Annotated in this window: 18 protein-coding genes, 2 tRNA genes and 4 pseudogenes; 17 read left to right on the top strand and 7 right to left on the bottom strand. The window is 42.8% G+C overall.

Features of this window, described 5'->3' with window-relative positions; translation table 11 throughout:
- Nucleotides 1-121 precede the first annotated feature (121 nt).
- Both uvrB and ACYVIL_RS08740 read right to left on the bottom strand, forming a co-directional pair.
- Entirely contained in the window at nucleotides 122-2,140 is a 2,019-nt protein-coding gene (gene uvrB, locus ACYVIL_RS08745) for an excinuclease ABC subunit UvrB (RefSeq protein WP_303477061.1), read from the bottom strand.
- A 57-nt stretch (nucleotides 2,141-2,197) separates the two neighbouring features.
- Complete coding sequence (locus ACYVIL_RS08740) at nucleotides 2,198-3,562, bottom strand: MATE family efflux transporter (protein WP_460312220.1); 1,365 nt, start codon at nucleotides 3,560-3,562, stop codon at nucleotides 2,198-2,200.
- Between the two features lie 1,117 nt (nucleotides 3,563-4,679).
- Here ACYVIL_RS08740 and ACYVIL_RS08735 point away from each other — a divergent pair.
- The 9 genes from ACYVIL_RS08735 to nth all read left to right on the top strand — a co-directional run bounded on the left by ACYVIL_RS08735 (nucleotide 4,680) and on the right by nth (nucleotide 11,665).
- Nucleotides 4,680-4,756 (top strand) — tRNA-Asn (locus ACYVIL_RS08735).
- 21 nt (nucleotides 4,757-4,777) lie between these two features.
- Nucleotides 4,778-4,854: transfer RNA gene (locus ACYVIL_RS08730), tRNA-Asn, on the top strand.
- A 151-nt stretch (nucleotides 4,855-5,005) separates the two neighbouring features.
- Nucleotides 5,006-5,587, top strand: a complete 582-nt coding sequence (gene rsxA, locus ACYVIL_RS08725) for an electron transport complex subunit RsxA (RefSeq protein ID WP_303476321.1) — start codon at nucleotides 5,006-5,008, stop codon at nucleotides 5,585-5,587.
- Entirely contained in the window at nucleotides 5,587-6,141 is a 555-nt protein-coding gene (gene rsxB / locus ACYVIL_RS08720) for an electron transport complex subunit RsxB (RefSeq protein ID WP_303476323.1), read from the top strand. Before rsxA ends, rsxB begins: the two co-directional genes overlap by 1 nt.
- A gap of 11 nt (nucleotides 6,142-6,152) precedes the next feature.
- Complete coding sequence (gene rsxC / locus ACYVIL_RS08715) at nucleotides 6,153-8,552, top strand: electron transport complex subunit RsxC (RefSeq protein WP_460312217.1); 2,400 nt, start codon at nucleotides 6,153-6,155, stop codon at nucleotides 8,550-8,552.
- A 6-nt stretch (nucleotides 8,553-8,558) separates the two neighbouring features.
- The gene (gene rsxD, locus ACYVIL_RS08710; RefSeq protein ID WP_460312216.1) at nucleotides 8,559-9,653 is read left to right on the top strand and encodes an electron transport complex subunit RsxD; all 1,095 of its coding nucleotides are present in this window, start codon (nucleotides 8,559-8,561) and stop codon (nucleotides 9,651-9,653) included.
- A gap of 3 nt (nucleotides 9,654-9,656) precedes the next feature.
- Nucleotides 9,657-10,319, top strand: coding sequence for an electron transport complex subunit RsxG (rsxG, locus tag ACYVIL_RS08705; RefSeq protein WP_460312215.1), 663 nt, complete (start codon nucleotides 9,657-9,659; stop codon nucleotides 10,317-10,319).
- Nucleotide 10,320: 1 nt separating this feature from the next.
- Entirely contained in the window at nucleotides 10,321-11,019 is a 699-nt protein-coding gene (locus tag ACYVIL_RS08700; RefSeq protein ID WP_303476331.1) for an electron transport complex subunit E, read from the top strand.
- A 13-nt stretch (nucleotides 11,020-11,032) separates the two neighbouring features.
- Nucleotides 11,033-11,665, top strand: a complete 633-nt coding sequence (nth, locus tag ACYVIL_RS08695; protein WP_460312214.1) for an endonuclease III — start codon at nucleotides 11,033-11,035, stop codon at nucleotides 11,663-11,665.
- 306 nt (nucleotides 11,666-11,971) lie between these two features.
- Here the strand turns inward: nth and ACYVIL_RS08690 are convergent, their stop codons facing one another.
- Nucleotides 11,972-13,246: a metal-dependent hydrolase family protein gene (locus ACYVIL_RS08690; RefSeq protein WP_460312213.1), complete on the bottom strand. Its 1,275-nt coding sequence runs from the start codon at nucleotides 13,244-13,246 to the stop codon at nucleotides 11,972-11,974.
- Between the two features lie 373 nt (nucleotides 13,247-13,619).
- Between ACYVIL_RS08690 and ACYVIL_RS08685 the strand changes: the two are divergent.
- The 4 genes and pseudogenes from ACYVIL_RS08685 to ACYVIL_RS08670 all read left to right on the top strand — a co-directional run.
- A pseudogene (locus ACYVIL_RS08685) lies at nucleotides 13,620-13,724 on the top strand (endonuclease III); the annotation flags it as partial.
- A 360-nt stretch (nucleotides 13,725-14,084) separates the two neighbouring features.
- Complete coding sequence (locus ACYVIL_RS08680) at nucleotides 14,085-14,702, top strand: c-type cytochrome (protein WP_460312212.1); 618 nt, start codon at nucleotides 14,085-14,087, stop codon at nucleotides 14,700-14,702.
- 23 nt (nucleotides 14,703-14,725) lie between these two features.
- The gene (locus ACYVIL_RS08675) at nucleotides 14,726-14,875 is read left to right on the top strand and encodes a hypothetical protein (RefSeq protein ID WP_460312211.1); all 150 of its coding nucleotides are present in this window, start codon (nucleotides 14,726-14,728) and stop codon (nucleotides 14,873-14,875) included.
- A 216-nt stretch (nucleotides 14,876-15,091) separates the two neighbouring features.
- Nucleotides 15,092-15,219 (top strand): annotated as a pseudogene (locus tag ACYVIL_RS08670) (endonuclease III); the annotation flags it as partial.
- A gap of 279 nt (nucleotides 15,220-15,498) precedes the next feature.
- On the opposite strand, the gene ACYVIL_RS08665 reads toward ACYVIL_RS08670, so the two are convergent.
- Nucleotides 15,499-16,068, bottom strand: coding sequence for an FMN-dependent NADH-azoreductase (locus ACYVIL_RS08665; RefSeq protein WP_460312210.1), 570 nt, complete (start codon nucleotides 16,066-16,068; stop codon nucleotides 15,499-15,501).
- Nucleotides 16,069-16,173: 105 nt separating this feature from the next.
- On the opposite strand from ACYVIL_RS08665, the gene ACYVIL_RS08660 reads away from it, so the two are divergent.
- The 3 genes from ACYVIL_RS08660 to ACYVIL_RS08650 all read left to right on the top strand — a co-directional run bounded on the left by ACYVIL_RS08660 (nucleotide 16,174) and on the right by ACYVIL_RS08650 (nucleotide 19,873).
- The gene (locus ACYVIL_RS08660; RefSeq protein ID WP_460312209.1) at nucleotides 16,174-17,064 is read left to right on the top strand and encodes a LysR family transcriptional regulator; all 891 of its coding nucleotides are present in this window, start codon (nucleotides 16,174-16,176) and stop codon (nucleotides 17,062-17,064) included.
- A gap of 823 nt (nucleotides 17,065-17,887) precedes the next feature.
- Nucleotides 17,888-18,949, top strand: a complete 1,062-nt coding sequence (locus tag ACYVIL_RS08655) for a 1-aminocyclopropane-1-carboxylate deaminase/D-cysteine desulfhydrase (protein ID WP_460312208.1) — start codon at nucleotides 17,888-17,890, stop codon at nucleotides 18,947-18,949.
- A gap of 30 nt (nucleotides 18,950-18,979) precedes the next feature.
- A complete protein-coding gene (locus ACYVIL_RS08650) occupies nucleotides 18,980-19,873 on the top strand; it encodes a hypothetical protein (protein ID WP_460312207.1) in 894 nt (297 codons plus the stop codon).
- 76 nt (nucleotides 19,874-19,949) lie between these two features.
- Here the strand turns inward: ACYVIL_RS08650 and ACYVIL_RS08645 are convergent.
- Nucleotides 19,950-20,138, bottom strand: a pseudogene (locus ACYVIL_RS08645) (hypothetical protein); the annotation flags it as partial.
- A gap of 30 nt (nucleotides 20,139-20,168) precedes the next feature.
- Complete coding sequence (locus ACYVIL_RS08640) at nucleotides 20,169-20,447, bottom strand: hypothetical protein (RefSeq protein WP_460312206.1); 279 nt, start codon at nucleotides 20,445-20,447, stop codon at nucleotides 20,169-20,171.
- Between the two features lie 79 nt (nucleotides 20,448-20,526).
- Between ACYVIL_RS08640 and ACYVIL_RS08635 the strand changes: the two are divergent.
- Nucleotides 20,527-20,655 (top strand): annotated as a pseudogene (locus ACYVIL_RS08635) (endonuclease III); the annotation flags it as partial.
- A gap of 110 nt (nucleotides 20,656-20,765) precedes the next feature.
- On the opposite strand, the gene ACYVIL_RS08630 reads toward ACYVIL_RS08635, so the two are convergent.
- Entirely contained in the window at nucleotides 20,766-21,821 is a 1,056-nt protein-coding gene (locus ACYVIL_RS08630; protein ID WP_460312205.1) for a M14 family metallopeptidase, read from the bottom strand.
- Nucleotides 21,822-21,928: the final 107 nt, after the last annotated feature.

Below are 21,928 nucleotides of genomic sequence, written 5' to 3'. Positions count from 1 at the left end.
CACCGCTGATCAGTTAGCATTAGTCTCGGCATGGTATTGAGTTGTTAGTTTATTTTTGGCGAAACAAATTATAACTCTTTACCATGCCGCTCAAAAACCAATCACGAAAGATCAACAGGCCCTAGGATAATTTTACGCTTTGTTCCCTAAGTTGTTCTACTTCATCCCTAAGACTTGCTGCTTTCTCAAACTCTAACTCCCGCGCTGCAGTGAACATTTGCTTCTCTAACTCAGCAATTTTGGCCATTAACTCAGTCGCCGTCATTGCTTTGTATGTCTTATTGGCTTCAGCAATTTTCCGCAACTTAACCTTGCCACCTACATCAACTGAATTCCCTTCACCAATATCCATAATATCGGTGATCGGTTTGTTTAATTGCGTAGGTTGAATACCTTCATCTAAATTATGTTGATGTTGCTTTTCTCGACGACGTTGGGTTTCTTTCATCGCCCTTTCCATTGAGCCGGTAATACGATCTGCATAAAGTATTGCTTTACCATTCACGTTACGAGCCGCCCGTCCCATAGACTGGATCAATGATCGATCAGAACGTAAAAAGCCTTCTTTATCTGCATCTAAAATCGCCACTAAAGAGACTTCTGGCATATCTAAGCCTTCGCGCAAGAGATTAATTCCTACCAGAACATCAAACTTCCCTAATCGCAAATCGCGGATAATTTCAATACGCTCAACAGTATCAATGTCAGAATGCAGATAACGCACTCGAATACCATGCTCATCTAAATAGTCGGTGAGATCCTCTGCCATTCGTTTTGTTAGTGTAGTGACTAACACTCTTTCGTTCTTCGCCACTCGCAAGTTTATTTCTGACATTACATCGTCTACTTGGGTGGCAACCGGTCTCACTTCAACTTCAGGATCTAATAAACCTGTTGGCCTAACAACTTGCTCAACAATATCCTCACCTGACTTTTCTATTTCATATTTACCAGGTGTGGCTGACACATAAATGGTTTGCGGAGATATCTGTTCAAACTCATCAAATTTTAGTGGTCGATTATCCAATGCTGACGGCAGTCTAAAACCAAACTCAACTAATGTTTCTTTACGCGAACGATCGCCTTTATACATTGCGCCTATTTGTGAAACTGTTACGTGAGATTCATCCACGAATAACAATCCATCAGCAGGAAAATAGTCTAATAATGTCGGCGGTGGCTCACCGGGGGCTCTGCCTGATAAATAGCGAGAATAGTTTTCAATTCCAGAGCAATACCCTAACTCTTGCATCATTTCCATATCAAACTGAGTACGCTGAACTATGCGCTGTTCTTCCACCAACTTATGGACAGACTTGAGTTGGTCTCTGCGCTCTCTAAGCTCATCTTTGATATGACCAATGGCTTCTAAAATCTTTTCTCTGGGCGTCACATAATGTGTTTTCGGAAAAACCGTAGCTCGTGTAACTGTCTGCTCCACGCTCCCGGTTAGGGGATCAAATAACCTAATGGCATCAATTTCTTCGTCAAATAATTCAACTCTAATCCCCTGCTTCTCGGAGTCCGCGGGAAAAATATCGATCACATCACCGCGCACACGAAACGTGCCGCGCTCGAAAGAGACGTCATTACGACTATACTGTAACTCCGCTAAGCGACGAAGAATCGCCCTTTGATCCATCAAATCGCCTTGACGCAAATGCAGCAACATTTTCATATACGACTCAGGATCACCTAGTCCATAAATAGCCGAAACACTAGAAACGATGATAACGTCACGGCGTTCCATCAAAGATTTAGTGGCGGACAATCGCATTTGTTCAATGTGATCATTTATTGAAGAGTCTTTTTCTATAAAAGTGTCAGTGCTTGGTACATAAGCCTCGGGCTGATAGTAGTCATAATAAGAAACAAAGTATTCAACTGCGTTATTTGGAAAAAATTCTTTCATTTCTCCATATAATTGTGCAGCAAGGGTTTTATTATGAGCAAGAATCAAGGTCGGTCTTTGCACGTGTGAAACAATATTTGCCATTGTGAAGGTTTTACCCGAGCCGGTTACTCCTAACAACGTTTGATTTGCTAATCCGCTTTCCAATCCATCCACCAATTTTTCAATAGCTTGGGGCTGGTCACCAGCAGGTTGATAATGTGAGGATAATTCAAATGGACGACTCAATTTCTTTTCCTTACTCAAATGAAGTAAATGTACACTTAACCAAAGCGAATAAAACTCCTAAACTGGCTGTGTTTGAATATTGGTGCTTTTTTTAAACCAAGCATAGGCCACTATTGCGGTACAAAGGTTTGCCACTATGATGCCGAAAAACAATCCGTGGATATCCAGCAACCTACTGCCTAAATAAGCCAAAGGTACAAAAAACAAAAATAAACGAACCACACTCAAAATTAATGCCGAGATCGGCTGATGCATCGCATTGAAAGAAGAATTGGTAAGTATGACAACACCTTGTAACCCATAACCTAAGGGTACGATATACAAGAATAATACGATCAGATCTGCAACTTGTTGTTCTTCTGCGAACAAAGACGCAATATAAGGTGCAACACCACACAATATGAGGTAAACAATAAACTGGATAACCAGCACCGATTTCAGAGAAAGCGAATAACTACTCGCAACCCGTGAGAGTTTATTGGCTCCAAAATTTTGACTAATAAACGGTGGTAAAGACATCGATAACGCTAAAACTAAAATACTCGCAATAGACTCCAAACGACTCCCTACTCCCCATGCAGCAACAGCCCCAGGTCCGTAAGCTGCTATGATTTTAGTGATAACACCACCGGCAATCGGCGTTAACATATTGGCCCCAGCAGCAGGTAAGCCAATTCGTAAAATCCCCCCGCTGGTCAGCCTAAGCTCGTTAAAAGTTAACAATCGTGGAAGCATCAATTTTCGCTTTAAGGCAAGCAAATACAATATATAGAGTAATCCGACTCCCCAAGAAATAGCCGTAGCTAAAGCTGCTCCTTGAATGCCTAACGCAGGGACGGGTCCCCAACCAAAAATTAGAATCGGATCTAAGATAACGTTAATTACCCCGCCAACAGTCATAACTATACTGGGAGTTTTCGTATCACCAGCGGCTCTTAAAACGCTATTTCCAACCATAGGAACCGCTAAAAATATAGCCGCTGCGTACCACAACTCCATGTAATCATAAATGAAAGGAAGCAGTTCGTCGGTCGCCCCCATTGAACGAAATATCGGATCAATTGTTAAATATCCAACAAAGGCTAAAAGCCCCACCAAAATGAGAGAAAGCATAAGTGCGCCAGTAGCAAACTCTTTAGCTAAATGAGTTTCACCGGAACCCAACGAGCGCCCAATAATGGCAGAAGTACCAATGCCCAAACCAATATTTAGACTAATAATGGTAAAGGTCACCGGAAATGTGAAACTAATGGCCGCCAGTTCTTCAGTGCCGAGCATGCTCACAAAAAATGTATCAGCTAAACCAAAGGTCATTAACATTATCATTGCCAAAACCATCGGCAAGGTCATTTTTTGCAGAGTTTCGAAAATAGGGCCATTTAGCATATCATTATTACGGCTTGTTGCTTGGGGCTCTTTCACTTTAGTTGTACTCATTAAGGCTAATTGGCAATATTTATAGACATAGCAATAATTCTCACTATGCCAACGCTATTTTTTACTTAGTTTGGAATGTATTTATGCTGCGAAAACAGCCGATCAATTATATGACAGACAGATCATCGAATATATGACTATTTGAATTATTTTAAGGCTTTAGCGCGTTTTTCTACTAATAACCCTTTGCCAAATCAAAAATTATCGCCCCCTTTATAAACACACCAAAGATGTTAATAAAATGTCAATTTTTCAACATCTTACTAAACAGTTTAAAGCTATTTCACAAAAATACACACAGGACAATAGGCTTAAGGTAAGTTTATGCTCCAGCTTGGTGCAACTTTTCACTAAAAACAGATAAACTATTGATTATACTGATTAAATATTTTTTTGGGAAAAATATCAAATGCTATATTGACTTCTTTAAACAAATTAGAAATAGCTATCTCAGATCGTTATACACAAACTTATCCACAGGATTAGTGGATAACTGTACTCACGCCAATAAAGCCGCTATGTTACAGTAATGTGACTAAAAATTAGGTAAGTCAGCACTAACCTGAGGGGCTTTAATTTTATGTTTCAGAATTATGAAACACTGTTATAAAACACAGTGATCAATCAAATATTTATAACAAAAAGGAATAACAGATCGTATTTATAGTCTCTAATAAAAAAACCGCTATTAGCACTTTAATTGCCGCTTTATGGATCGTTACTTGATCATTAAGCCCGCCTAAACTGTTCAAATAACATACACACTGGTTGTGATTTTGTTACACCTTTTTTAGTGCCTTCAAAAACGTCATGTTTTAGATTAGTCCGATCTTATTTAAAGCAGAAAAAATGAGTTGCTTTAACATGGATTCTGACTAAATTATGAACAGTGTTTAGCAACGTAAATATATCTGTTGAGCGCATTCGTTCTACTGCATTTAAATTTGAAAAAGAAAAACCAGGTCAATTATTCCATTATTAGACGTTTTTACATCAAAAATAGCTGCTTATTCAATCAATTTGAATTAAAGCCTAAAAAACTAAGATATTGTGTTGACAGAACGGTTGATGCTCATTAATATTCGCCTCCGTTGAAATCAGGTCCCCCTTAGCTCAGTTGGTTAGAGCGACGGACTGTTAATCCGCAGGTCCCCCGTTCGAGTCGGGGAGGGGGAGCCAACTTCAACGACACAATTTGATTCCCCCTTAGCTCAGTTGGTTAGAGCGACGGACTGTTAATCCGCAGGTCCCCCGTTCGAGTCGGGGAGGGGGAGCCAAATCTCCTAGCTCTATCTCTCAGTGTCATTTTAAGTAATAAGTAGGCTAAATATTGGCCAACATAACCTTATAAATATCAAGTTGTTAATCGGTCTGTAAACAGAGATAATAGACGCCGTTTGCATCATCGTTAGGCGTTACACATATCAAATGAGTGAATTTTTAGTTTTATTGGTAGGTACAGTACTAGTAAATAACTTCGTATTGGTCCAATTTTTGGGCTTATGCCCGTTTATGGGCGTGTCTAATCGTTTAGAAACAGCGATTGGTATGTCTATGGCCACAACCTTTGTACTCACTCTTGCCTCTTTAACCAGTTATTTAGTCGAGCACTATGTCCTTCAACCTTTGGGAATGGGCTACCTGCGGACCCTAAGTTTTATTCTGGTCATTGCAGTGGTCGTCCAATTTACCGAAATGGTGGTTCACAAAACAAGTCCTACTTTGTATCGCTTATTAGGCATTTTCTTACCGCTGATTACGACCAATTGCGCAGTATTAGGTGTTGCACTGTTAAACGTGAATCAAGATCATAATTTTGTCGAATCCGTTATTTATGGTTTTGGCGCAGCTGTGGGCTTTTCCTTGGTGTTGATTCTCTTTTCTGCGATGCGAGAACGATTAGCTGCTGCCAATGTCCCCTCTCCTTTTAAAGGAGCTTCTATTGCCATGATTACGGCAGGCTTAATGTCAATGGCATTTATGGGCTTCACAGGATTGGTGAAGTTTTAATGACCCTAATAATCGCACTAACCGTAATTGGAATCATGGCGCTAATTTTTGGCGCTATTTTAGGCTACGCTGCGATTCGCTTTCGAGTTGAAAGTGACCCCCTAGTTGAACAAATAGACGCCTTGTTACCGCAAACCCAATGTGGACAATGTGGTTTCCCGGGTTGTCGCCCTTACGCTGAGTCTATTGCCAATGGTGATGACATTAATAAATGCCCTCCAGGTGGTGATGCGACGATCAAACAGTTGGCAGACTTAATGGGAGTGGAAGCTAAACCTCTTGATGCGGCCCATGGTCAAGAAGATGTGAAAAAGGTCGCCTTTATTCGTGAGGACGAATGTATTGGTTGCACTAAGTGTATTCAAGCATGTCCAGTCGATGCAATTATTGGCGCGGCAAAGCAAATGCATACGGTGATTCAAGACGAATGCACGGGGTGTGATTTATGTGTTGATCCCTGCCCTGTTGATTGTATCGATATGATTCCAATAGCGCAGAATACTTCTTCATGGCAATGGCAGCTCGATGCTATTCCAGTAAAACAAGTCAATTGAGGAAGAGTAAATTGTATTCTGACTATGACCATATTTTACAACGCTTAAATCAAGGCCGATTGTGGGACTTCCACGGTGGCGTGCATCCGCCCCAACTCAAATCACTTTCAAACACAAAAGCCATTGAAACCATAACAATGCCTAAAACACTGTATGTTATGGTTAAACAACATATAGGTGTAGAAGGCGGCTTGTTGGTCAAAGAGGGAGACAGAGTTCTCAAAGGGCAAGCGTTAACTCACAGTACCAACCCCTTTTCTGTCCCAGTACATGCGCCTACATCAGGTTATGTGAGCCAAATTGGACCTCATGTATCAGCTCACCCTTCCGGCTTGCCAGAGCTTGCCATAGAAATTAGCACCGATGAGTTCGAGACTTGGGCTCCTCTGGAACCCATCTTAGACTATCAACAGAAGCCTAAATCCAAAATTGTAGAAGCCATTTGCAATGCCGGCATTAGTGGTATGGGGGGCGCGGGTTTCCCAACACACATTAAGTCGTCACCAAAGAAAAATGTAGAATTTTTGATTATCAATGGTGTGGAATGTGAACCTTATATCACTTCTGATGATCGATTGATGCGTGAACATGCATGGCAAATTCGCCAAGGTATCGATATTTTGGTGCATCTACTGTCACCGAAACTGGTGATAATCGCCATAGAGGATAACAAACCTGAAGCCATTGAGGCCATGCAAGTTGCTTGTCAGGAAAATGCAAAGTACAGAGTAATTTCCATTCCCACTAAGTATCCCGCTGGCGGTGAAAAACAACTTATCCAAATTTTAACCAATCGTGAAGTGCCTGGTAACGGCTTGCCTATAGATGTGGGTGTGATAATGCAAAATGTTGGCACCTGTTTCGCCATTGCCGACGCCATTTTTACTGGGACTCCCCTTATACGACGCGTGGTGACCTTAACTGGACAGGCATTTAAGCGCCCGCAGAATATTTGGGCGCCGATAGGAACGCCGATCTCACATTTATTGGAAGTGGGTCATTATAAAGCCCATAAACAACGGGCGAGGAAACTCATTATGGGGGGGCCGATGATGGGCTTTGAAACCATTAATGATCAAGTCCCCGTTGTTAAAATAACCAATTGCATTTTGGCTCCATCGGCAGCCGAAATTCAAGAGCCTAATGCAGAACAACCTTGTATTCGCTGCAGTGCATGTGCAGATGCTTGCCCTGCGACTTTACTGCCACAACAATTGTTCTGGCATAGCCAAGCTAAAGAATATGAAAAAGCCGAAGAACAGAACCTGTTTGATTGCATTGAATGCGGTGCTTGCGCCTACGTCTGCCCTAGTGAGATCCCATTGGTTCACTATTATCGCGTTGCCAAAGCCGATATACGCACCCAAGCACAGGAAAAAGCGCAAGCAGATAAGGCTAGGATAAGATTCGAAGCACGTAAAGAACGCTTAGAACGAGAGCAAAAAGAGCGTGAAGAAAAACACGCAAAAGCGGCAGCGGCCCGCAAAAAAGCAATGAGCGAAAAAGGCAATGACGCTAAAGACAAAATTGCGGCAGCCTTAGCTCGGGCAAAAGCGAAAAAACAAGCCAATACGTCGCCATCCGATCCCCAAGACGGACCAGCTGCAACAAATGAGAGTGCGGAAACCACGCAAACACCGCAGTCAACTAGTGCCAACAATCAGGAAACAACGAGCAAACAAGATAAAGTCGCTGCAGCAATTGCTCGCGCCAAAGCCAAACGTGCAGCGGCAAAAGAAGCCGCGGCTAGTGAAACCAGGGAGACGCCTAAACCTGACGAAGCTAAAACGACTGAAGCTGCAAAAACACACAAAGTGGCTGATGACAAGTCACCCCAAGGTAATACCGCGACTGAATCGTCATCAGCACCTGCGCGTTCCAGCAAACAAGAAAAAGTATCCATTGCCATAGCAAAAGCTAAAGCTAAACGCGAAGCGATCAAAAAAGCACAACAAGCGGAATCCGCTGACACGGCCAAAGGTGAAGAAGGACAAGGCGATAATAGGCAAGATAATGAGCAAAATCAAAACGCTCAAGAGGATACGCCTATTGTCAATAACCACCAACAACGGCAAACAGAGAGTGCCAGTGAAGAGACGCCCGCTCCTTCGGCAAAACAAAAAGCCATAGCCGCAGCGATCGCCAAAGCAAAAGCAAAAAAGTTAGCCAAAGCTAGTGAGAATGAAGCGTCTGAAGTCCAGTCTTCAGCCACACAAACGCCTGATGCTGCTAACCAAGAATCGACAAAGAGTCAGCAAGGTGAAAAATTAACTGCCGCACAAATTCGCAAACAAAAAGTAGAAGCGGCAGTGGCAAAAGCTCGAGAACAAAATCGTCTTGCGAAATTAAAGCGCGCTGAGAAAGCCGCGAAAAAGTCGTCTAGCTCAACAGCAGACAAGGATGAAAGTTAATTAACCATGAGTTTTAAATTTGCCAGCTCGCCCCACCAAAGAGTAAAACGTACCACAGGTCAGGTAATGCGCTTAGTAATGTATGCAGGAATTCCTGGTTTAGCGGTACAAACTTGGTTTTTCGGCTGGGGCGCATTAATCCACTTTTTGATAGCCAGTATTACAATCATTGTCACTGAAGCTGCCATTCTTGAAATGCGTAAAAAGAATTTTGAAGTGGCGATTAAAGATTGTAGCGCTTTGGTGACCGCATTTTTAATTGCGGTGAGTATTCCACCTTTTGCCCCTTGGTGGATCACAGTGATTGGCAGTATTTTTGCCATCGCCATAGTCAAGCAATTGTATGGCGGATTAGGATTCAACTTATTCAACCCTGCAATGGCGGCATACGTCATGCTGCTCATTTCATTTCCTGTACAAATGTCGACGTGGGCGATCCCCCAAGCATTAAGCCAATTCCCCCAATCTTTCATGGATTCCTTTAGTATTATTTTTAGCGGCTTCAGCGCTGACGGTTATAGTATTGAGCAGCTACGAACCCATGTGGATGGTTACACCATGGCCACCCCTCTTGATGCGGTGAAAACAGCAATCTCCCAAGGAATGACAGTCCAAGAAAGTATGCAAACCTCGGTTTTCAATAATGGCTTAGGAGTTGGCTGGTTTTGGGTAAACTTTGCATACCTTTTAGGCGGGTTGCTTTTATTAAAAGTAAACGTGATTAAATGGCATATTCCCGTTGGCATGATTGCTGGTATTAGCGTTTTATCGCTGTTTATGTACTTGATAGATGATGGGATTTACGCCAGCCCCATGTTCCATTTATTTAGTGGTGGTTTTATGTTGGGAGTCTTCTTTATTGCCACCGATCCGGTTTCCGCTACGACCACCAATCGAGGTCGTATAATTTTTGGTTTAGGAATAGGCGCTTGGGTTTATATTATTAGAACCTGGGGTGGCTATCCTGATGCCATTGCGTTTTCCGTGTTAATCATGAATATGGGTGTGCCATTAATTGATTATTACACCCGACCACGAACATACGGTCATCGTACAGAACACAAAAATGTGATTAAAGTGAAACAGATTGATGAGGACTAGTTAATGAAACAAAGTATCGTTAGCAATGGTCTGAAACTCACCGCATTTGCTTTAGTGACAACGGCAATCATAGCGGTCACCTATGCTGTGACTGAAGATCAGATAACCGAGCAACAAATCCAAAAACGGCTGGCTATCTTGAACGCAATCATCCCAAATTCTTTATACGATAACGACATTCACCATGATTGCACCAAAGTGATAAATACTGAATTGTTAGGCTCAAAAGATCCTCACACTGTCTATTTAGCCAGAATGAACAATGCCCCTTCTGCAGTGGCAATTGAGACAACCGCGCCAGATGGTTACAGTGGTAAAATTGAGTTAATAGTTGGTATTAACATGCAATCGGAAGTGACAGGTGTTCGTGTTTTAGATCATAAAGAAACTCCGGGATTAGGTGACAAAATTGATATCCGTATCACTGACTGGATTACGTCATTTACTGGCAAATCTGTAACGACTGAAAACCATAAAGATTGGCAAGTAAAAAAAGACGGTGGTCAGTTTGATCAATTTACCGGCGCAACCATCACTCCTCGGGCAGTAGTTAAAGCAGTTAAAAATACCGTTTTATATTTTCAACAGCATCAACCGGCGCTTTTTAACGCAGCCAATGCATGTGAAGCCGAGAATAACCAGCCAGCGCGTGCTGAGGTAGAATAAGATGAATCAATTTAAAGAACTCAGTTGGCAAGGTTTGTGGAAAAACAACCCTGCCATAGTACAACTGCTAGGCCTATGTCCACTGCTAGCAGTAACAATGACAGTCATCAATGGATTAGGCTTAGGTCTTGCCACAACCTTGGTATTAATTGGCTCAAACTGTACTGTGTCTTTAGTGCGTAACCTAGTACCCAATGAAATACGTATCCCTGTTTTTGTGATGGTCATTGCCGGTTTTGTCACAGTGGTGCAATTACTCATGAATGCATATACTTTCCGACTTTATGAAGCCTTGGGGATCTTTATCCCTTTGATAGTGACCAACTGTGCCATTATTGGCCGCGCAGAAGCTTATGCATCGAAAAACCCCGTAGGTCACGCCGCTTTTGATGGTTTGATGATGGGTCTTGGCTTCACTTTAGTGCTATTGATTCTAGGCGGTATGCGAGAGCTATTAGGTTATGGCACCCTATTCTCTGGTGCTAATTTGTTGTTTGGTGAATGGGCAAGCGTATTAAAAATAACTGTCTTTGAATCCGACAGCCCTTTCTTATTAGCCATACTTCCCCCTGGTGCTTTTTTGGGAATGGGATTACTTATCGCCCTCAAGAACGCTTTAGATAAACGAGTCGAATCTTGGGTTGTAAAACCCGAACAAGATAAAGTGGTACAGCGGGCCCGAGTCACCGCAGAAAGTTAAGGTAGTTGATGTTATGAACAATCAGAAACGTCGGGAGATACTGACACGCTTACGGGCAGAAAACCCCGAACCCACCACTGAATTAAATTATTCTACCCCCTTCGAATTACTCATTGCAGTGATTTTATCTGCCCAAGCCACTGACGTTGGCGTAAACAAGGCAACCGACAAACTTTATCCGGTAGCCAATACGCCAGAAGCCATATACGCATTGGGTGTCGATGGCTTGAAACAATACATAAAAACCATAGGTTTGTTTAACGCTAAAGCCGAAAACGTGATCAAAACCTGTAAAATTTTAATCGACCAACATCACTCGCAAGTACCCGAAAGCCGTGAAGCCTTAGAAGCCCTGCCCGGTGTGGGACGCAAAACCGCCAACGTAGTACTCAACACGGCTTTTGGCTGGCCGACCATCGCCGTGGACACCCACATCTTTAGAGTTTCCAACCGTACTAAGCTTGCCATGGGTAAAAACGTTGATCAGGTTGAACAGAAACTACTCAAAGTGGTGCCTGCAGAATTTAAAGTGGATGTCCATCACTGGTTAATACTCCATGGCAGATACATCTGTGTTGCCCGAAAGCCACGTTGTGGCGCTTGTATTATTGAAGATTTATGTGAGTTTAAGGATAAAGCTGAATAGCCCAGGTCTGTTGTGAGCAATAAACCGCTAGTCATTAATTTCGCTTAAACCTTTTATATGGCCCAACCAATGGAAGTATCTGTTAACGCGTTCCGTACTCGTCTAGCCTAGCATTGTCATTTTATACCAAAATTTGAAAGTGAACATTCTATCGAATTTCATGCTGATAACAGTGCGTACGATGATTATCCATATAGGTCTGCTGCTGATCCCAAAGATAAATTGCAAGCATGGAAACACGACATTACAGGCTTTCAATTATAGACCCTAGCATGAGAGCTCTGCGAGCTACGCCTCACCTCCCAACTATTGTTTGTAAACTACTCCTTGCTTCATTACAAATGTAACTGCTTCCATTGTGGTAATATCATCGAGTGGATTGCTCGGTACTGCAACAATATCTGCGCGCAGTCCCTCTTTTAGTTCCCCACGGTCACTCACGCCTAATAATTCAGCTGCGTTTATGGTCGCCATGCGCAAGGTATCAATAGCAGAAATGTTTTTGCTCGTTAATGCTGCAAACTCTAAAGGAGTATCGTGGTGAGGAAATACACCGTTGTCTGATCCAAATGCCATTTTAATTCCTGCCTGATAGGCCATGTCGAAACTATTATCGATTAACGGTTCGAGATATTTACCCTTCGCTATGGTTGCAGGCGGTGTATCAGGTCCTGGTTCAAAATTGCTTAAATAGGCTTGTGGCACCAAAAAAGTGCCTTTTTCTTTCATGAGTTTAATAGACTCTTTAGTTAAGATAGAACCATGCTCTATCGAATCTACACCTGCAAGCACCGCAGCATTAATACCTTCTGTTCCATGAGCGTGTGCAGCAACTTTTAACCCCAATTTATGGGCTTCACGTACAATCATTTCAAGTTCTTCAGCGCCATATTGCTGTGCGCCTATTTCAGCATTTTGTGAAAACGAAAAGACACCACCAGTTGCACATACTTTAATCACTTTAACACCATGCTTAGCTTGGTAGCGAACTGCTTTCATTGCTTCAACTGTGCCGTCGGCAATGCCTGCTTCAGGGCCAAGTTCCATTACGCCGGGCGCGAACCCTGTCCAATCGCAGTGGCCGCCTGTGATCGAAATAGCATGACCTGCAGGCCAAATATCAGGGCCAATTACATGGCCTGCCTCAATTGCTCGCATCAGCGCCACATCTGGAAACCCTGGTTGCGCACCTAAATCTCTAACGGTGGTGAAGCCGGCATCAAGCACGTCACGCGCAAACTTTACCCCCTGTAATGCCCAATCAGGCGCTGTTTGCATCACTGCAGCGGTTGTCCAATCATTCCCAGTAAAATAGTCGCTAGTGATATGCGTATGCATGTCGATTAAGCCAGGCAGTAAGGTTTGATTACCCAGGTCAATGACAGTTGCTTTTTCTGGTAACGTCTTGGGGTTTATCTCTTCAATTTTTCCTTTATTAACCACTATTAGCGCTGGGGATATTAATTCACCGCTACGCACATCTAACATGCGTTCTGCTTTGATAACTACCATTTGCGCTGAAACGATCGGAACAAGAAAGCAGCCAATGATCAATGTTAAAATTCGTAACTTAGATAACATAGCATTTCCCTAATAGGATAAAGTGGGTAAAAATAACAAAGCAAAATTAATATAGGACAAAGTATGACTAGAAACTTTACTGTCAGATTTATTCACGTTTTTGATAAAAGATAGCTTAGGCTAAGTCCTACTAAATTGCGCTATTAATCTTCTATTAAAGTTGCATAATGGTAGGTGGTTGCCTAAGATCATTTTGTTCATCAATCATGAATGCGTTTATACAAAGCTCTATAATTTCAATCGTAGTTTCATGGCTCATTTCACCTGGGTCAATGTCATCACCATAATAAGCCTCTTTCCAATAACCTTCCCGTTCAATATTTATTACAGAACCTTTCTTATTTACAATCTTAAAAAAGCCATTTTATCCTTAAGGGTCGCTAATCGTACTAAGCTTGCCATGAACAAAACCATCGATCAGGTTGAACAGAAACGACTAAAAGTGGTTCCAGAAGAATTTAAAGTGGACGCGCATCACTGACTCTTGGGGACATCTGACATTATTCGTCGTTCTGGCAAGTTAATACCGGAATGGTGACGTACATTCAACGATTTGTTAGTGCACTGGATTGAATATTCACTTACACATGGTGTTTGAGAAAGGAGTAATCACTAAAGGTCTGCAGGCTAAGCCACACCAACGCTAATACGGGTTCAAGTTTCATCCACTAGCATGACGAACGAACAAGAGAGCACACAAAATAAACAACTGCGATAAGGGATAGATGACAGCATTTATCCGTCCTATACTCATTATAAAGAGAGACACAATGCAGGAAGAGTAAATATAGTCATGAAGGCAATTACCCTTTTAGCACTTGTAGGTGCGACCATTGTTATGAGTAACAAGCTGATACTTTCTCAGGCTTACGCTGTTGATAAAACTTACCTAGAAGACAATCGCTTTGAGCAAGTTTCGAATGATCAAATTGAGCATGGTAAGCGTCTTTCAGCTGTATTAGGTTGCATTGGGTGTCACACATTAGATTTAACTGGGGAAGATTGGACTGAACCAGAATTAGGTGTACTTTGGACGGCAAACCTCACGGTTAGTGTCACTGAATACTCCCAGGCTGAGCTCACAGATATGATTGTAAAAGGGAAACGTCCAGACAGAGCGCTCATGGATATGCCTTCTTACCTTTTCTCCTCCTTACATGAAAGTGATGTTGATGCCCTCGTTGCTTATCTAAAGACTATTCCAGTTAAGGGAGAGAAACACCCAGACCCGACAATCGGCCCCCAGTTAGCTAAAGATATTGACAGTGGCGCTTTTAAAAACTCGGTTGAGATGGTGGCAGAAATGAAAAATCAATCCCCACCCGATATGGGGACTGATTTTGCTTTTGCTCGGTATATTGTGCGTGCTACTTGTGCAGAATGTCACGGTATGGATCTAAAAGGTAGTACAGAAGAAATGGCAGACTCCCCCCGCGACCCAATCTTCGCATGGTAGCAGCATATTCCGAAGAAGAATTTGTGACCTTAATGAGAACTGGCAAGGCCTTAGGTAATCGTGATCTGAAGCTAATGGGGGGAGTCGCGCGATTCCGTTACGCCAAATTTACCGACTCAGAAATCAACGCTATTTACCACTACCTTGTGAAGCTTGCTGAAAGGGATCCTTAGTGCCACTAAATATCTTGCAAGATCCTGTCTTTTTACTAGGTACATCTTTACACAACCTATTCAAAATTGGCGCTCCGGTTGCTGAACACCCTTCCTATCCAATTAAACACATTATATCTCACGTATAATTTGTAATAATAAACTTGATGTATTTCTCTTTTAGCCAATTTAAGGCCTGAATTTCATCACTTCCAGTGGGAAAAGTACGACAAAATAGTATTTTTAGATACCCATATTTTCCTCGTTTCAACCCCTCTTAGCTCGCCATGGGTAAAAATGTCGATGAGGTTGAACAGAAACGGCTTAAAGTCGTTCCAGCTAAATTTAAAGTGGGTGTCCATTACTGACTCAAGCTGAATTGTCGCGCTGCTTCCAGACTAAGCAGGGGTATTTTGTCAATAGGTCCGTAAGCTTCAAAACCCCAATGAAAATCCCTCCCTCTGTACCATCGTGATAGTAAATGCATCGTGCAACCTGAAACCGAATATCCAGCAGACTTTCAAAACGTTGCTTAATATTGAATAGCTTCGTAAATCAGGAAGCACGATCTTCTCACACTGCAGGTAACGTAGCGAAGCAGCAACTGGCATGGTCCTAAACTATGAGTTAATCTGTCCCTCAAGTCACACTAGCGCCAGTGCCTGCTTTTCCGCAGCATCGATGCTCTTGCTTCGCGCTTCATCACCTAAATTAACCCCTTCTGCGTCAATGAACTCAACGTTAGTCAAGCCCAGAAACGCCAGCATTGTAGTTAAATAGCGCACATCTAAATCTGTACCTTTTTGTTTATGTAGCCCTCCTCGGGCACTGACGATATACACCTTTTTATTCATCAGTAAACCAACTGGACCAGTCTCGGTATATTTAAATGTCACACCAGCCCGAGCGATATGATCAAACCAGGATTTTAGCTGAGTTGGTATCGCAAAATTATACATGGGCGCAGCAATCACTATGGTGTCGGCACGCTGAACTTCCGCTATTAACTCATCAGCCAATTCAGCTTTTTGCTCTGTGATAGCATTAATCGTATCTAAATTAAAATGCGGGATCTCATCGGCCGATACATTACGTTCAATCACCTCGGATGCCGTCGCCACAGATAAGCTATTTACCAGCTTCCTGGCAATACCGCTGGAAACGCCTTGGTCACCAAATATACTAGATTGTACGAATAGAATGTGTTGTGTCATGGTAAAACTCCAATTGTCAGAAAATCTTGAGACTAATAATAAACCTTATAATTTGATTAAATAAACGATATATTTGCCCTTATTAATCAAAATTATTGATGAATTATGCTTCCTAAAATTACTCTGGAGCAATGGGCGACCTTTATCGCGGTTGTGGATGAAGGTTCCTTTGCCAAAGCTGCCGAACGCCTACATAAAAGCCAGTCGAGCATCAGCTACATACTGGCGCGTATGGAGGAACAGCTCCCTGCCCCAGCTTTAAGGCCAGAAGGACGCAAAGCCGTGTTGACTGAAGCGGGTAAATTGTTGTATCGCTACGCCAGTAATTTGTTAGCACAGGCCAATCAAATTGAAAGTATTGCGACCTATATTGCCCGTGGATGGGAAACCGAAATCAGCCTGGCAGTGGATGCGCTGGTACCTCTGAGAAGCGTGTTTTGTGCACTTCACAAATTTTCGTCACAACATCCGCAGCCGCGGATTAATGTGTTGGAAACGACCCTGTCGGGCACCGACGAAAGCCTGTTATTTGGCAAAGCCGATATTGTGTTAACCCCAAATGTATTAACCGGGTTTATGGGCATCCCCCTGGGTTCTATTACTATGCGCTATGTTGCCAGCCCAGAGCATCCTTTGATTCAAATTGACCAGCCTGTTGAGGAACAGATGCTGAAGCAGTACCGGCAAATTGTAATTAGAGATTCTGGCATCAAACGCCAGCGCGACTCAGGCTGGCTTGGTGCTGAACAACGCTGGAGCTTTTCACATATTTCCAGCAGTATTGAAGCCGCCAAAGCCGGGCTGGGATTTGCAAACCTTCCCGTTGAGTGCATTCAAGGGGAGCTGCAATCCGGCCAACTTGTTCCCCTGAACCTTGCGGTAAATAGTCAGCGTAAAATTCCACTTTATTTAATTAAAACCGCCCAGTCGAATATCGGCCCGGCAGCAGAGGAGCTTTGCAGGCAAATACTTGATGTCTTCTGTGCATCTAACTGAAAAATTGATAAAACAACCTTTTTCACTGAAGCCACCGAGGTAGGAGCGTTTACATTGGATTTTCTGATCTTGGAAATCAGGGATGAAATCGGTGCACTCTGGAACCCAACTCTAGCCGATTGACCCGCAGTGCAAGGATACACTGACTGGGAGAGTTACCATGGATGGGTTTAATCTGAGTTAGGTTGTGCATTTGTATCGAAGAGCTGAGCCCCACAAGGATGGATTTACAGCGTGTCTGGAAATACAAAGTAACTTCACTACCCTGCTTAGTACTGACGAAGTTACTCGCCTGCACGCGCACGACCTAGGGTGTTTTGCGGCTATGACCTAGGGTGTATCAACAACTGCTTTTCGCCCTGAGTCATTCAACAAGCTTTTTATGCCGCTAAAAGAGGATAATTCCTCTCTTACAATGCCAATAAGCATTAATCTGCTAGTTCACAATGCTAGGCTTGGTTGTATCAAAAACATCGCCGTATACACCTACATATCTAAAGTTTCCAGCCGTACTAAGCTTGCTTTAAGTTAAAATGTCGATCATGCTGAACAGAAACGGCTTAAAGTGGTTCCTGCGGAATTTAAAGATAAGACTGAATAATATTCAGTCTTCAAAGTAGTTAAGGAACTCATCTCGAAACCCAAATACTTGCAGTGGTTTTCAACTCAAGGCATGAATAAAATAGATTCGTCATTTAAAGCAAAACATTAGTACTATCAACTTTCCTAGTTTATAGTGATTAGCGTGACGTCGGCTTATCAAAATGCCTCTAACATTCAACTGAAACGTCGCTAACCCCAATTAAATACTGAGGAAAGCGATATGATTGATAAATATGCGTTGTGTGATCTACATTCCCGTCTTGAAAAATTACCACGTACCTCGCTGGCACTGCTCCCTACTCCAATACAAACACTGAAAAGATTTGGCGCGTCCCTAGGTGGTCCTGAGCTATGGATGAAGCGAGATGATTTATCTGGCTTAGAAGGTGGTGGCAACAAAACACGAAAACTTGAATTCATAGTGGGTGATGCGCTGCTACAAGGTGCAGACATGTTGGTAACAGTTGGCGCTATTCAATCCAACCATACCCGACAAACCGCTGCTGCCGCAGCCAAAGCAGGCCTAAAATGTGCGCTTTTACATTGCGCCTGGACCAAAGATGCAAGCGCTACTTATCGGCAGGTAGGTAATATTCTTTTAAGCCACGTAATGGGTGCCGAACTTTATGTGGACGAAACTGAGCGCCCTATCGAAGATCAAGGTCCTCTGGAAGAATTCATGGACTATCTTCGTCAACAGGGACACAAACCATACCTAATTCCAGGCGGTGCTTCTGAACACCCCTTGGGAAGTATGGGCTATATAAACTGCGCTGCTGAACTAGCTGTTCAAATGGCTGAAACTGGCCAAGCCTTTGATTACCTTGTGCATTGTACTGGCTCAAGCAGTACCCAAGCCGGTCTGGTAGCAGGCTTTGCAGCACTTAATATCAAAACTCAGGTAATCGGAATATCGGACGATAATGAAACCGAGATTAAAAAATCCCGAGTTAAACTTCTAGCCAATAATGCTTTGAGTGAGCTTGGATTAGATGTGCGAGTGCAACCGAACAGTATTGAAATTATACCTGCCAATACCAACGCCTACGGCATCGCTGATACAGAAATTACCGATGCTATCCAGCTATTTGCCAGTACCGAAGGGTTGATTGCCGATCCTGTCTATGAAGGTCGCGCAATACGTGGGTTATTAAACTTGTCTGCTGAAGGTCGTTTTGAGAAGGACGCAAGAATTCTGCTTATGCATCTAGGCGGATCGCCTGCTATACATGCCTATGCCGAAAAATTTGGCGCAATTCAACTTCATCCTTTTACTGTTTAATTAACTCTTTATTCTCAGAGGTATTGTAACGTGACCGAAATTTTATTAGATAAAGATTCTCTTGTAGCAAACATTCGAACCCAATTCCAAAATAGTGACCAACTAAAATATCAGCGGGCTTTACAAGAGTTTTTTGATGGTGAAACCTTTATTGGAGACAATGTTTTTGAAACCTGCTTCAAATTACGTGCGGGCTTACCCCCACTTGCATATGAAGTTTCAGGTCCTTATTGTGCAATCAGCAATGAATACGCCACCATAGAGCGCATTTATGAACGTGGTGAACTAATATTTGAAAGCAATATAAAACAGCAGATCCAACAACGCACAGCAGCGATGGTTTGGCTTTTTCTCTCTGTTTTGGAACATAAACCAGAAAAAATCTTAATAGTGGGCGCAGGGAAACTATCCCTTGAAATCGTTAAATATTTAAAGCACTTTATACCAAGCTTATCCAACATCGACTATCACACGCGAACTCAGCACACGGAATCATTCGAACAACCTTGCGGCAGCATAGGTGTTACTTCTGACTACCAACAGAACCTCAAGCTTGAAGCTTATGACACTATTATTATGGCTACGAATACCAACCGCTGTTTAATCGACGAAACCAACATTACTTCAATCAAACCAGGGGCGGTGATCGCGTCACTTTGCACCACCTCACAAACTGGAGAGATTGCAGGCAATGTATATGCCCGTGATGACGTGAATGTTATTTTCGACTTTGAACTAACACGTCATTTTACAGCCGATATGAAAGCGGCGGATAGAATGGGTTATTTGAATAACGTCCTATTGCTAAGCGACATCTTAAAAGGGCAACACCCTGAAGATATTTCGAAAAAGAAGAAGGTTTTACGCATTACAGGCACGCCCATGCAAAACGTTGCAGTACTGGATATGATACGTTCAATTTAATTATACAATTCCCCACGGCTGTGCAGTGGGGATAATTCTCGATAAATAATAAACACCTAAGGCCTTGCAAGCAGCTTTATGAGTATGTAAGCACGAAAAAAGCCACCTCATTTGAGGTGACTTTAACCTCAGGATTGTAAGTGAAACGTTGGCAGCAATGAATAGCGGTAGGAACAATATAAAAGCTGAATTTAAGTTGTGTTCTGCGACGGGACACAATTGAGCCTGCTAAACCCAACGACAATAACATAAATGTCGCAGGTGCTGAGACTTCGACTGCGGGGGACCAAACAGCCTAGGAATATTCGCTTAAGCCGGATTTGTCATCGTCGTCAAATATACCAAAAAGAGTAGAATGAACATTAGCACTTGAAGGGGGATTGATTAATAGTGACGACAGTGAGAGTTCGCCAGCCAGACTGTAAGGGATTATGACATGGTATACATCACCGCATTCACAACCAGCAGTAAAGACGGGTACGACATCATACAATATCCCATCGACCAAAACATTTTTAGTCCCTAACAAATTCCCGTCACCATCGCTGGCGTGAATAACTGATGCGTCTGCCACCGATAAAAAGGCACCCAACAATAAAGCGCAGGTTAGTTCACAATGCTAGGCTTGGTTGTATCAAAACATCGCCGAAGACATCGCCGTAGACACCCACATATCTAGAGTTTCCAGCCGTACTAAGCTTGCTTTAAGTTAAAATGTCGAGCAGGTTGAACAGAAACGGCTTAAAGTTGTTCCAGCCGAATTTAAAGTGGATGTCCACTACTGACCTTCAACACTAGCGGCAACCTCTTTTCTGTTTATACACTACTCTGTTGGGGTGTTGCTTAGGGCTATTTAACAAGAGGCCTGGCTCAGTCACTTAGCTGGCCTAGGTCAATTGGCTTTTTTAACTAGACCAATGGCAACCGGGGATTCTCCTTGTTTAATTGGCGGCGTTTCGTTAATCATTAATACGGTTCCGTTTGCGCCGGCGGTAATAGTTTGAACTAGGTCACCAAAATAATTGGTGATTTCGCCTACCGGGGTAGTTGCTGAAACTCTATCGCCGATGGTGACTAGTGGAGTGAAGAACCCTGTGAAGTTGCTTTTAGGGTAGTAAACTTGCCGATAAATTGTGGCTGGCTGTGTGTGGGCCGGTGAGCCTGACAGCATGTTTAAAAAGTACAGGGCGTTTTTAGCCACCGTGTGGGCATAGTTAATCGATTCTTCGTCACGCAGTCCTAAGTGTCCAATTTCCGTTGTTAAGCCGGGCTTGCCACGAGTCATGGCAGTATTGGGGAATGAGATAGAATTATCTGGGTCGTTAGGGCGGTCGCCATACATGATGATGTTGCTCATACCGATGGCTTTGGCAAATTCGAAAGTGAATGCATCGAGTTCCGGTTCGCCTATGTAGGGAGAATAAACGTGATCGAGTAATTTTTGGTTAGCGCTACCCGAGTGCATGTCGATAAAAAAGTCTGCTTTGCGAATAAATTCACGTGTTAATAGTTCGGCTATTTGTTCAGTATGTGTGCCTTGTTTACTACCCGGAAATTCTCGATTGAGATTTTTATTATCTTTGGGGTTTAAAGCGAGTAAACGTTCGTGAAACCCGTCCAAGTTGGCCAGGTGCAATATTATTACCGTACCTTTTAGTTGCTTAGGGTTAAGCTCTTTCGCGAGCCGTTGCAAGGCAAACATTGATGGATATTCATCACCGTGGGTGCCTGCGGCAAGCAATAATACCGGGCCAGACTCTATGCCATTCACTACTGTAACAGGTAATTTTATGTTGCCCTCACTGCCTAAATAGGCATTTTTATCACCTGCTGGGGTTTGAATATTAAGCAGTTCAAAGGGGGCTTTACATTGCCCGCAAGCACTAAATAGGCACAGTGCGACTAGTGAAATACGCACTGTTGATAGTTGTTTAAAAATAGACAACATCAAGGAGTTCTCCTTAAAGATTTGAGACTGAAATATAAGAAAGCCAAGTTAGAAATTAATTCTGGCATCAAAAATGTTTGATTTTGCAGGCCCCTATAATCAGGTTT

Source organism: Aliiglaciecola aliphaticivorans (genome assembly GCF_054782055.1).
This window is presented reverse-complemented; position numbering and strand designations above follow the sequence as displayed.